This window comes from Paenibacillus ottowii (assembly GCF_006874425.1).
In the GTDB taxonomy this organism is placed as follows: domain Bacteria; phylum Bacillota; class Bacilli; order Paenibacillales; family Paenibacillaceae; genus Paenibacillus; species Paenibacillus ottowii.
In genome coordinates, this window is record NZ_VIJZ01000002.1 from 261,851 (window position 1) to 274,502 (window position 12,652).

General features: G+C 46.8%; 9 protein-coding genes. 1 reads left to right on the top strand and 8 read right to left on the bottom strand.

From position 1 onward, the window contains the following. Window positions 1-88: 88 nt before the first annotated feature. The 8 genes from FKV70_RS05365 to leuC form a co-directional block, all read right to left on the bottom strand. A complete protein-coding gene (locus tag FKV70_RS05365) occupies window positions 89-3,760 on the bottom strand; it encodes a dynamin family protein (protein ID WP_142612038.1) in 3,672 nt (1,223 codons plus the stop codon). A 543-nt stretch (window positions 3,761-4,303) separates the two neighbouring features. Continuing rightward, window positions 4,304-4,576 carry a hypothetical protein gene (locus FKV70_RS05375; protein WP_013310628.1) on the bottom strand — a complete coding sequence of 91 codons (273 nt, stop codon included), beginning with the start codon at window positions 4,574-4,576 and terminating at the stop codon, window positions 4,304-4,306. A gap of 65 nt (window positions 4,577-4,641) precedes the next feature. Beyond that, window positions 4,642-5,316 carry an endonuclease III gene (gene nth, locus FKV70_RS05380; RefSeq protein ID WP_142612039.1) on the bottom strand — a complete coding sequence of 225 codons (675 nt, stop codon included), beginning with the start codon at window positions 5,314-5,316 and terminating at the stop codon, window positions 4,642-4,644. A 213-nt stretch (window positions 5,317-5,529) separates the two neighbouring features. Beyond that, window positions 5,530-6,180 (bottom strand): GerMN domain-containing protein, encoded by a 651-nt coding sequence (locus FKV70_RS05385; protein ID WP_142612040.1) that lies wholly within the window; start codon window positions 6,178-6,180, stop codon window positions 5,530-5,532. A gap of 49 nt (window positions 6,181-6,229) precedes the next feature. Beyond that, a complete protein-coding gene (locus tag FKV70_RS05390; protein WP_142612041.1) occupies window positions 6,230-7,729 on the bottom strand; it encodes an N-acetylmuramoyl-L-alanine amidase family protein in 1,500 nt (499 codons plus the stop codon). A 297-nt stretch (window positions 7,730-8,026) separates the two neighbouring features. Then, window positions 8,027-9,601 carry an N-acetylmuramoyl-L-alanine amidase gene (locus FKV70_RS05395; RefSeq protein WP_142612042.1) on the bottom strand — a complete coding sequence of 525 codons (1,575 nt, stop codon included), beginning with the start codon at window positions 9,599-9,601 and terminating at the stop codon, window positions 8,027-8,029. A gap of 231 nt (window positions 9,602-9,832) precedes the next feature. Beyond that, a complete protein-coding gene (gene leuD, locus FKV70_RS05400; RefSeq protein WP_142612043.1) occupies window positions 9,833-10,435 on the bottom strand; it encodes a 3-isopropylmalate dehydratase small subunit in 603 nt (200 codons plus the stop codon). 21 nt (window positions 10,436-10,456) lie between these two features. Further along, a complete protein-coding gene (gene leuC / locus FKV70_RS05405; RefSeq protein ID WP_142612044.1) occupies window positions 10,457-11,881 on the bottom strand; it encodes a 3-isopropylmalate dehydratase large subunit in 1,425 nt (474 codons plus the stop codon). A 185-nt stretch (window positions 11,882-12,066) separates the two neighbouring features. Between leuC and FKV70_RS05410 the strand changes: the two genes are divergently transcribed. Further along, window positions 12,067-12,603, top strand: coding sequence for a hypothetical protein (locus tag FKV70_RS05410; protein ID WP_231116798.1), 537 nt, complete (start codon window positions 12,067-12,069; stop codon window positions 12,601-12,603). The last annotated feature ends 49 nt before the right edge of the window (window positions 12,604-12,652 follow it).

The following is a 12,652-nucleotide window of genomic DNA, read 5'->3' on the forward strand; positions in this document are numbered from 1 at the left end:
TCAGTTTTCCTGTCTTTTTGAAGTATGCTTAAAACACCGGATTGTCCCACAACCCGGTGTCCTGACCTTACGGCCATCATAAATATATTTATATGGATTCCAAAGCCGCAATCTGACTAGCAAGCTCTTCCCAAACTTGTGGCTCCTCACCACCCTTAAGTGCATGCTCCATGCCACGAGTCGTCTCCAGCATTTGCTCGCGAAGCTGTGCTTTCTGACATGTTTGTTCTTCTTGCATCATTGCAATGTAAAAAGAAGCCATTCGCTCTCGCTGCTGCTCCACAGCTTCCCCGATTAGCTGACGTAATACGGGCTCTAATCTGGTTTGTAAATTCGCGCGTCCCGTTCCTTCAAAAAATAGCTTTGGATTTTTAAAGCTATTCCAATAATCCTTCCACTGAATGGAATCCTGCAAGGAAATATCGATTAGCTCGGGAACAGCCCATGTTCTGAATTCAGGAACTGTGCAATCTAATCCATTTAACTGATGGTTCATGTGATCTACGCACTCTTGTATAACCTTGCGCACCAAGGCTTGCCCCGTTTTTTCCAGTCTGAGTGTGGTTGCCAATAGTTCCTGAGACAGCTCCAATTCGATCAATCGCAGCAGCTCACGACCACAAGATGCAAAGGCCGAACGAAGATCACCTACTCCTTCACGCAGGACAGATGGATGAAACGCTTCAGCCATAAATTCACCCGTTCGGTAGGCAAGCCTTTGACGTACATGATACAGCAGTTCATCAGTTTCGTCCGACAACACGGATTTACCATGGCTGCCGGTTGAACCAAGGAGCACCTCCTCCAGCTCCCCACAAATTCGGGTTAATTGCTCTAATCGAACCTCACGCTCCTCAGCGCTATACCGAGCATCAGCAGCATGTTGTTCTATCCGGTTCCGCAGCCGTCCCAGCTCCTGCATAGCAGATGTAATGGACAAGCCTGCCAACTCTTCGGCTGCAAATGCCGAAAAGTCATTTTCAAACGCATCAAATCGTGAAGCTGAACGCAGTGAAACCTCTCCCTGCTCGGCTGCTTCCAACGCCAGCATGCTGGAAAGCGGATAAATACGCGGCTTGCGGATTCCGTTGGCTTGAAGCTGTTCCTGAACATGCTGAGTTACAGAATGTAGTTCTTCTTCAGAAGAAGCCAGATCGGATGCATTGACGATAAAAAATGTCTGATCCAGCGCCAATGTCTCTTTGACTCGGCCCAATTGATTCAAGAACTGCCGGTCCCCTTGTGTAAACGCATGGTTATAATAGGTCACAAATACAAGGGCGTCTGCATGTTTCATATAGTTGAAGGTCACGCCCGTGTGCCGTGCATTTACAGAGTCGGCACCTGGCGTATCTACCAGCACGATGCCCTGACGAGTCAGAGCGCAATCATAATAAAGGTCGATATGCTCCACGAAGCATGACTTGCGCTCGGATGCGACAAAATCTCGATATTGCTCTAAATTTACCTGAAGCTGTTGCCCTAGCAAGCTTTCAGCTTCTTCCCATCCAGCTGCAGCAGCTTTTAAAAAGCTGTAATGAGGTCTTCCCGCAGGATGAATGCCTTCCGGTGATAACGCATTTACGGCTTCTTGCCAGCCTACAGATGCTGGTTCGCCCAATCCTAATAACCGAAAAGAGTATCTAAGATCTTCTCGCAACGCATCCGCTGACTTCATATGGACATCAGCCGTGGCATGGCGTTCATGACTTGTAGGCGCCATAATGCGGTTAATCGCCGCTGTCGTCGGATGCGGAGATACGGGCAATACTGCTTCGCCCAGCAAGGCGTTGGCAAAGCTGGATTTGCCGGCACTGAACGCTCCGAATAGCGCCAGCGTAAACCGCCCGTCCTCCAGTGCAGAAGCACGTGTATGCAAATCCCGAACAGCCGCCTGCATGGCAGGGTACGGGCCTACCAATGCAGCGGCGGCTTTCAATCGTGCCGCTGCTGCATCCAGCCGCGTACGGCGGCCACCTGCGGCAGACTGTGCTGTGGCGGCCGTATCCGCCCGTGGCTGCACCGAAGCGTCGTGCGAGCCAGGGATGGCTGGTCGCACGGCACCCGTTGCTGCCGCAGCTGGCGGTACAGCAGCGGCCATATCAGGCGCAGGAGCAGGCGTGTCCGCACGGGGCAACCCGTCAGGTGCGGAAGCCTGCGGCAGCAGGCTTCGCAGCAGGTCGGCGTGCGAAGCCAAAGCTTGCACGCGAGTGCTATAGCGACTCGCCGCGTCCGCCTGCGCGAGCAACGCAGTGCGCGCATTCGCGAGAGCCTCGCGGCGGGCTTCGACCCGCACTGCAAGCTCGGCCAGCAGGCGGTCTACCAACGCCAGCGCCTTGCGGCGGCAATCAGCGGTCACTGCAGCGCGTAGGTCCTTGCAATAGTTCAGCGTATACTCCGGAGACAAAGCATTTTCCTTTACTGTCTGCTCTACTAGTTGCCGATCCATTACAGGACGGATGTCATCCAGCTTCTGCTCCATCTCAGCGGTCCACAGACCTTGAGTCTCTCCCCAAGACCTCAGTAAATCACGCACATGAGGCAACAACTGTCCCTCCACCTGATCGGTCAGCATCCCTGCCAGCCGGTCCAAACGGCGTTCCTTTTCTCGTTCAGTCTTTCCTCCAGCAAACCATAGTCCTGTTTTAAAGCCCGGTTTGCGGCTCTCTAAATATTCGCCCGCTGCTTCACGTAGCTCTGCAGGCGTGAGATGTGCGTGTTCTAATAGATGATCCAGCTCTTGACGCAGCCGTTTATGCTCCTGCTCTGGAAGCATCCTCCAGTGTTCATCTTCTTGCTGCAAGGTTTTCTGCTCTATGTCTAAGCGCAAAATGGCTTCTTCTCCACCCGCTTCTTTTAGCAGTGTGTTTAGTTCCTCTTCTTCAGCGGTTTGCACCGTCTCCACATGCTGCTCTACCAAATGGTGCATGGAGGACACTAAACTATATCCCAATAACTCTGTTTTGCGCTCCAACAATTTCGGAATCAAACGCGTCAGCTGCTCCCATTGATTCCACGGGTGATTCTGCTCCTTCAAGGAAGTAAACAGAATGTCTGTGTAATGTACCTGCCAGGCATGAAAGCTGTTTTCCACCTCATTACGATAATGTGCAAATGATAGCTCCCGCTCTCGGTGTTTATCGATTTGATTGATGATCAAATATAACGGCTTGCCCCAATCCGACAAACTTTTGGCAAAGGACAAATTATTTTCAGATTGAACATGATTGTAGTCCATTACATAAAAAACAATATCAGCCCAATGTAAAGCTGAATGTGTCGCCATCGCGTGTCCGTGGTCTGTGGAATCTACGCCGGGTGTATCCAGCAGCACTCCTCCGCCAGATAATATCGGAATTTTCTCCCATACTTCAACGAATTCATAGGCTCCACCATTTTTACAATACTCAGCAAGCTCAGATAAGGAGGCTTCCACGATTTCCGGCTCCGGGTTTTCCAATGATTGGGCTGGATGAATAAGCGCTCTCGAACGTCCATTACGGATAGACACTACATTAGCGCTCGTAGGCACCGGTCCAGATGGGAGCACGGTTTTACCACACAGGCTGTTAATCAAGCTTGATTTACCTGCTGAAAAATGTCCACAAAAGGCAATGGTCAGCTCTTGCGCATGCGCTTTTTCCAGCAAATCTCCTACCGCCTTCGCTCCTGCTACATCCCTTGCTTTATACAAGGTATCCTGTATCTGTTCTATCGTATTCAACCACTTTTCCGCATCCCCTGTAATCGTTTGCATCATAAGCTACGGCTCCACTCCTTGTTTCTTATCTGCACCAAATAGCTATATTGTAGCATTCTTAAGCCACTGTGAGAATCATCACAATAAAAAAACTAAAAAAGCGCTCCCTGCCTGTACCTGGCTTTTGGGAACGCTGTTCTTGTAAATGACAACATCCAGAGGGTCTATCTGTCGTTGTTTCAAATCGTTTGATGACTTTCCCGTTCCGATCAATCAGAAATTGCGTGAATTTCCATTTGATCGAATCTCCTGGTAAGTACTCAGGATGACGCTCATGAATTAAAGGAATAAGTAGTTGGCAACCGAATGCATTTCATCAAAGCCCTCAAAGGGCAACAATGAAGCAAGATATGTAAACAACGGGTGAGCCTGCTTCCTGATATTGAAATGTAAAACCGCACTGGCTGAATAATGAAATCGTCCATAGCCAGCGTTTGACGATGGTCTGTAAAGCTTGTGCAAAATATGCGCCTCCGGGCTGGTTAGACCAGCCGAGCCGCCTATACCGGAACATGCAAAACGCATGTCATCCGCTAATTGCACTTAATTAGCCGCAGTCTCAAGCACTGGCAGCAAAATTTCAAATACTTGACCATGCTGTAAAATCGTAATTCCACGAGATTTGTCTTTCATTACGACCACTTCTGGCTTTTGCGACATACGCTCCAAGTAATGCTCGGGTACATCACCAGAATGACTAACTGTGATTCCTTCTAATTCGCGTTCTTCATTTTCAGCAAACTCTGTTGTTACAATTTGCTCAAAAATATCAGAGAACGCTTCAAAATTGTCTGTATATACCGAAATGCACTTCATTACTCTTCATCCTTTTCTACACATAAATGGTTAAACCCTATTACCCAAATAGGTCTATCGGGTCTTTAAGCTCTACGTTTCTTATCTTTTCTGATAAGAGACGTTTTCATACGTTTCTTGCCTTCCCTGCACACATCAAGTAATGGACATACCTGACATTGAGGGTTTTGAGCTTTACAATGGTAGCGTCCGAAAAAAATGAGCCGGTGATGGGTCACAGACCATTCATCCCTAGGTACCCTTTTCATCAGCTTTTTTTCCACCTCAAGCACTGAATCATCCCACCCTGCAAAGCCGAGCCGTTTGGAAACGCGCTCTACATGCGTATCTACCGCAATAGCTGGTACATCAAAAGCAGTAGAAACTACGACATTAGCCGTCTTGCGGCCAACACCGGGTAGCTTGACCAGTTGATCATGCTCCGAGGGGATCTCTCCCCCGTACTGGTCTATTAAAATACGGCAGAGGTTATGAATATGCTTGGCCTTGTTTCGGTACAAGCCGATTCTACGAATATCCTGCTCCAGTTCCTCAAGAGGAACAGCCAGATAATCCTCAGGTGACTTGTACTTTTGAAACAGGTCTGCCGTTACTTTATTGACCATCTGATCGGAGCATTGAGCAGACAATAACACGGCTATCGTTAATTCAAAAGCATTGTTATGGTTCAGCTCACAATGGGCATCCGGAAACATTGTACCGATGGTGTCCAATATATGACGTGCGGTTGCTGCATTCACGGAAATCCTACCTCCTAGCAAAAAAAACGTCTTGATACGGGATAGCCCGCATCAAGACGGTCACTCTAAATAATCATCCGGAAAGAAACGAATACTATTTGTGCATGACTGCCTGCATAGGCGAGAAATACACTCCTATATTATCATTATCTGTCACAGATTGCACGTGAAAAGTGTGTAAATTCCCAAGAAATTTTCATACAGTCTGATCGATTAGCGACTCATAGGATGCTCTAAATCTACATGTCCCATCAAGGACTCCAGAGATTGACCATCTACAAGCAAATCCAGTGTTTTGACTTCCTTGAATTGAAACATCGTTTGCTTCAAGGCATCAATAGCTAACTCCTCGCCGCCAGCTCCTAATCGAGCCTCATCCGGCAGAGAAATATCAAAGGTCAATGCACCGTTATCTAATTTGATCTTATGCACATTAATTTTCTCGGACCATAACGGAATGAGAGCAGAATTACCACTTTTTTGTAGAGCTTCAAACGCTTTTTTGAATTTTTCCAGCTCGCTTGGGTAAGTAATTTCCTTTTTCTGTTCTTTCAAGCCGTTCTCTTGTGTATCTGTGTAGTACACCGTGATCTGCTGTGTTTGTTGATCTCCCGACTTTTCCGTGTCCGTTTTGGTCTTGGTAGGCTCCGTCGATGGAGATGCAGGTGTTTGACTCGCTCCATTATTTTCAGCAGACTGCGCTGATGAATCAGGGGTCGTCTGGTCAGGTGTATTATTTTGTGCAGCTGGAGTTTGTGTTTCCTGAGATGGAGTCGCAGGAGCCGATGTTTGCTTAGAGGCACACCCTGCACCTGCAATGGCAAACAGTGCCAGCAGACCTGCAATTACAATTTTCTTGTTCATACGTCTGTCCCCCTCCTTGCTTAACGTTGGCAAGCGGTTTGTTGAAGATTTATTTTACACCGAGATACGCTGTGATTCCATCTGCAATCCCTTGAGCTACCCGGTTTTGGAAATCCCCATCAAACAGTGTTGCTTCCTCTTTTGGATTACTCAGATATCCTACTTCAAGCAAAACAGCCGGCATAGTCGTTTCCCGAATCACATGGAAATTTCCATAACGAATGCCTCGGTCTGTCAGACCTGTCGCAGGAGCAAAGTACTTATGCATAACGTCAGCAAACGCTTTGCTTGCACTACGCTGGTAATACGTCTCTGTACCATTGGAAGCCGAGCTACCGCTGCTGTTAGCATGAATGGATACAAATACGTTAGCTTTAAGATTTTCAGCCACTTTTACACGCTGTTTAAGCTCTAAAAAAGTATCATCGCTACGTGTTAACACAACCTCAATATTCGGATTCTGTTTTAATATGCTTTCTACTTTCAGAGCCATCGCCAAGTTGAAGGTTTTTTCATAATTTTTTCTTGAAGCACCCACTGCTCCGGAATCTTTTGCTCCATGTCCAGCATCAATAACAACGATCTTTTTACCATTGCTGTTCACTGGAGATGTCTGCGTATCATCTGGCTGTGACCCGTCCGGTAACGTTGCGTCTGGCGTCGTATTCACCGAATCCTTGGAAGCCAGATCGACGATCACATGATTTGATCCATCATTATATGCGGTATAATTCATGGCATGTTTCAGATCAATAACAACACGCACCGTTGATGGTTCCTTTTGAAATAAAGCATAACGGACCCCAGACACATCCGCTTCATTTTCAATGTCCAGCGAACCATTCAAATTGCTATCCAGCTTCTGCTGGTCTCCAAAATTATCAGCAAACGCCGTCGCTGGCAAATCCACCACTACCCGATCGGGGCCTGTCATCGTAAACGCTTTCGGCTTGACGGCACTCGCTGTTGTGATGGTTAAACGGTTTTGGCTAAAGCTAACCCCCTGCACCTGCGTCACACCTGAATCTGCATTATTGGCTGGTGCAGTTACACTGCCTGTACCTGTACTGTTATTTCCGGACTTAGGAGGTGTAAATTCCCCGTTTCCAGACCCGCTGTTGCGGGTATATAATTTTACGGACTTGGAGCTGCTGTCCCATTTTACGTCCAGTCCCATTTGCTCGCCGATAAAGCGAAGCGGTACAAGGGCATAATCGGAACGCAGCAGAGGCGAAGCATCCAGACTAATATCGCTTTCATTGACAGTCGCCGTCTTACTTCCGATTATCATTCGGATCGAGGTACTGTCCTTCTCAATCGTTATGGTTCGCGCCTGCTGCTTCCACGTCACGTCATATCCCAAATTTTCAGAAATTACGCGTAGCGGAACCATCGTACTTCCGCCAATAACTTGTGCCTTAGCCCCACTAGGGACACTTAACTGTTGATCGTCGAGATAGATCTGTGTTCCACTCGAAGCCGCATGTCCATAACCCGGAACCGCCCACATGAAGACAAATAATAACAACAAAAAACCAAATTTCTTCATTCGTCACCCTTCCATTCATAATTTTTTTGCCACATGCTCCGGTGCGGCGACCTGATATACGCGCTTATGTAATATCAGACAACCTTATAGACGTTATCTCACACCAAAAGTTGCGAATATATTCCATCATAACAGAAATATACGTGCCAAAGAACTATTTTTGTCGAATTTTGACTAAAAATATAGACCATTCGCTTTCCGTCAAAAGTCACAGTCAAAAAAATAAAAAAAGCTACTTTTCACCCCCCATGAATTTTCATCAAAAGGTGAAAAAGTAGCTTTTATTTGCGAGCATTCTTAATTGAGTGTTCCAGTTATCCCTGTGTCTGTTCCAAGATACTCCTTTAGGCTATCGACAATACCTTCGGCAATCTTCTGCTGTGTTTCTTCTGTAAACATGGCCGCTTCATTGGACAGATTACTAAGGTAGCCACATTCCAGCAATACAGCGGGCATTTGTGATTTTCTCGTCACCACATGGTTTGCCACCTTAATGCCATTATCCTTGAACCCGGTTGCAGCCACAAGATGTTTGTGCATGATCGTGGCGAGGCTCAGACTTTCCTGACGTGCATAATAGGTTTCAGAGCCATTGGCTTTTCCGTTATTAGAAGCTGGCATGCTGTTGCCATGAATGGAAACAAACACGCTAGCCTGTTGATTATTAGCGAGCTGTGGCCGTTCATCCAGCGTAGGGTACGTATCTCCATCGCGAGTTAATACAATTTGAATAGCAGGATCATTTTGAAGAAGCTGCTGAACCTTTAATGCTACCGCCAAAGTAAATTCCTTCTCATGTCGTCCAGTCACACTGCCTGCTCCAGGGTCCTTGCCGCCATGTCCTGGATCAATTACGACAATTCGCCGTCCTTCGACATTCGTTGGTGCTACTATCTCCGGATTCACACTACGTTCACGTAACTTAAGGGTGATATCTCCTATGCCGTTTGTTGAAAGATCGTAATCACGCACCTGGTTTAATACAATGACGATACGAGCACCCCCTTTTGTTCCATCCGCAGGAGCAAATCTGATTTCCTGTACATCCTGACTGTCACTAATCGTCAACGCCCGCGTGCCATCCTTGCGAACCGGAAACGACTGAAGAAGATCTGTTGATAGTGAAGCCTCCGGTAAATCAACAACTATACGGTCAGGTCCCGTCATTTTGGATACTTTAGGAGTTAGGTCTTTGTTCAGAGAAATCTTTAGCGTTTCATTATCAAAGGAAATGTTTTGTACAAGCAGCTCATTTGCAGCAGTCTGTTCCGCCTTCGACTCCTTGGATGGTGAAGAAACGGCTTCCGAATGCTTGTCTGCTTCAACTGGAGCTAATGTCGTCACTGTTGCTGCAGACGTTTTAGTTGTACTTTTTGTGCTCTGTGTTGACGTTTGCGACGATTGTTGGGATTGAGACTGCTTATCCGCTTGTTGAGTTGCCATCTTCTGACTGAGGTTTACGGATTTATTTTGATTATTCCAATCTACTTTTAATCCCATTTGCTCCCCAACAAAACGCAAGGGAACCATGGTCGAGCTGCCCCGCAGCACAGGCGGTGCATCCAAACTGACTGTTTTTCCATTCACATCAGCCGATGTACGGCCTACATACATAGACATATCGGTACTATTTTTTTGAATTGAAATTTTATAGGCTTGTGGTTCCCACTTAAACTGGTATCCAAGCTGCTCGCCAACCACCCTGAGCGGTACCATGATTTTACCATTGACCATTTCAGGCTTGGCATCTGCAGGCGCTTCCACCCTTTTGCCATCCAAAAACAATTCTGCTCCAGCCGCATTTACATGAGGGGAGGACGGCCATAACCAAATCATAATAGCCGCTAGTATCACCCAACCATATTTCTTCATCCTCATTCCCCTAACTTATTTATGTATTTTTTATGTTTCTTCACAGATACAATCCATCAACCATTTTACATTTACAATACCATGTTGAGTCGAACCGTCAACCCCTTATTTACCAATTTATGATCTAAACATAACAAAAGCCCGCAGGCAAAAGAGTTGCCAGTACGGGCTGTCTGTTTATCAAATAAATCAACTATATTCCTTCTATTGAAATTGAACTGGAAATTAGCATTATGCGCCTTGTTTTGCCGCACGTTTCTGCTCATAAGCCAGAATTTCAGACTCATGCTGGAGTGTCAAGCCAATATCATCCAAACCTTGCAACAGAAATTGACGACGATGCTCATCCAAATCGAATTCAATATGCAGACCGTAATCGTCAGTGATTGTTTTTTCATTCAGGTCTATGTTCAATTGATAGCCATCATGCTTTTCCGTGCGCTGGAACAATTCCTCTACTTGTTCTTCAGACAGCTTAATCGGTAAAATACCGTTTTTAAAACAGTTATTATAGAAGATATCCGCAAAAGAAGGCGCGATTACACAACGGTACCCATAGTCCATGATGGCCCACGGCGCATGCTCACGAGAGGAGCCGCAGCCAAAGTTGGCGCGAGAAATTAGCACAGAGGCTCCTGCATAACGAGGCTTGTTCGGTTCAAATTCAGGATTAATATTACCTGCCTCATCAAACCGCCACTCGTAGAACAAAAACTGCCCAAAACCTGTACGCTCGATTCGTTTCAAAAATTGCTTAGGAATAATAGCATCCGTATCCACATTCACCCGATCCACAGGCGCTACAATTCCTTTTAAAGTTGTGAAAGCTTCCATCGTAAATTCCTCCTCCGTATCCTAGCGGACAACTTCTTCCTGCTTGAATTTCCAATCCCGTACATCAACAAAGTGTCCATGAATCGCCGCAGCGGCTGCCATGGCCGGAGATACAAGGTGAGTGCGTCCTCCGCGTCCCTGACGACCTTCAAAGTTACGATTAGAAGTTGAAGCACAACGCTGCCCCGGTTGAAGTACATCTGGATTCATCGCAAGACACATGCTGCAACCCGCTTCGCGCCATTCAAATCCTGCTTCTTGAAAAATGACGTCCAGTCCTTCTTGTTCAGCCTGAATTTTCACACGACCCGAACCAGGTACGACAATTGCTGTGACTTTGTCAGAAACCTTGTAGCCCTTGGCTACCTCGGCCGCAGCGCGCAAATCTTCAATCCGTCCGTTGGTGCAAGAACCGATAAACACATAGTCAATCGCAATATCCGTGATTGGTGTGCCTGGCTTCAAATCCATATATTCAAGCGCTTTTTCAGCTGCTTTACGTTCGTTTTCTGTCGGTAATTCTGCCGGAATTGGTACGGTTGAGGAAATATCTGTACCCATGCCCGGACTGGTGCCCCACGTTACTTGTGGAATTAAGGAATCCACGTTAAACTCCAGTACGACATCAAACTCGGCGCCTTCGTCGGTGACAAGCTCTTTCCACTCAGCAACTGCTTGATCAAAAGCATCACCTTGTGGCACATGCTCGCGTCCACGCAAGTAGTTGAAAGTCGTTTCGTCTGGCGCAATCATACCTGCTCTGGCTCCGCCTTCAATGGACATGTTACACACTGTCATGCGTTCTTCCATGCTCAATTCGCGGATGGACTCGCCCGTGTACTCAATAACATAGCCTGTAGCGAAATCAGTACCGTATTTGGCGATGACACCCAAAATCATGTCCTTGGCTGTCACCCCAGGTTTGCGACGCCCTACAAAACGAACCTCCATCGTTTTTGCTTTTGCTTGCTGGAGACATTGGGTTGCCAATACGTGCTCTACCTCGCTGGTTCCGATACCAAAAGCGAGTGCTCCAAACGCACCATGAGTGGAGGTATGGCTATCGCCACAAACAATCGTTTTCCCCGGATGAGTCAGACCTAGTTCAGGTCCCATAACGTGAACGACACCCTGATCCACCGTATCCAGATCATATAGTGTGACACCAAAATCGCGGCAATTTTGAGTTAATGTATCAATCTGCTGCTTGGAAATCGGGTCCGTAATATTGTAACGATCTTTGGTCGGTACGTTATGATCCATTGTAGCAAACGTGAGCTCTGGACGACGTACCTTGCGCCCACTAAGACGGAGGCCCTCAAACGCCTGCGGTGAAGTTACCTCATGCACGAGATGAAGATCAATGTACAAAATACTCGGCTTGCCCGCTTCCTGATAGATGACATGGTTATCCCAAATTTTCTCGAACATGGTCTTTTTACTCATCAATATTCACCCCTGTGTTTTTCGAACCTAGTGGAGAGAAGCTGTACAGCTCTCTCTTGGATGTCAACAATATACCATGGCATGCCTGATTGGTCTAAGATATGATATCTATAGAAGTAATAGTTTTGACCTATAACTAGGTGTCTCCCTCTAATCTAATTCATGTAAAATTTTGGTCTGGTGTAATGAATTTCACATCTTTCGAGGTCAACCTGTTCTACCATAGAAGAGTGATACGCCGTGCTGGGCAGACCATTTTGGTCGGGACATTTACTTCCTGTTCTAATTTAGCTACAGAGGCTGTCTGGCATGCGCGGCAAGTTCGCCTTTATTTTGATTCGAAGCGGAGTGTCCAGATGTTGAATACCGAATTGGAATACCGAGAGCGCATCAGGAAGCTGGCCGTATGTATTGTCAAGCATTACCGAGGGAAAGGACCGGACAACGTTAAGGTCTCTCTGGACTCACCACTCCGAGTTACAGTAGAGATCCAGGGTACTTTGTCTAATTTGTCCGAAATTCTCGTTCATGAAGGCGCTGTGGAAAAGGTCAGTGATTACTGGAACGTCCTTCGTCCTTATCTGGAAAAGGAGTTTATGAGGGAAGCCGAAAAAACACTTGGCAGTCCCTTCACTTACACTTGGGAGGTCTGCCCCTCCGTCCATGGAGACGGACATATTATCATTACTTGTGAATTACAGCACATACCCCGGTTGGATTAGCGGGAAGGAGATTAGCTCCTCGCTCGCGGATAAGCCAGTACAGGATGCA

Coding starts and splice junctions, on each gene's coding strand:
- FKV70_RS05365 (WP_142612038.1), bottom strand. CDS start 3,760: ATGATGCAAACGATTACAGGGGATGCGGAAAAGTGGTTGAATACGATA.
- FKV70_RS05375 (WP_013310628.1), bottom strand. CDS start 4,576: ATGAAGTGCATTTCGGTATATACAGACAATTTTGAAGCGTTCTCTGAT.
- FKV70_RS05385 (WP_142612040.1), bottom strand. CDS start 6,180: ATGAACAAGAAAATTGTAATTGCAGGTCTGCTGGCACTGTTTGCCATT.
- FKV70_RS05390 (WP_142612041.1), bottom strand. CDS start 7,729: ATGAAGAAATTTGGTTTTTTGTTGTTATTATTTGTCTTCATGTGGGCG.
- FKV70_RS05395 (WP_142612042.1), bottom strand. CDS start 9,601: ATGAAGAAATATGGTTGGGTGATACTAGCGGCTATTATGATTTGGTTA.
- leuD (WP_142612043.1), bottom strand. CDS start 10,435: ATGGAAGCTTTCACAACTTTAAAAGGAATTGTAGCGCCTGTGGATCGG.
- leuC (WP_142612044.1), bottom strand. CDS start 11,881: ATGAGTAAAAAGACCATGTTCGAGAAAATTTGGGATAACCATGTCATC.
- FKV70_RS05410 (WP_231116798.1), top strand. CDS start 12,067: ATGAATTTCACATCTTTCGAGGTCAACCTGTTCTACCATAGAAGAGTG.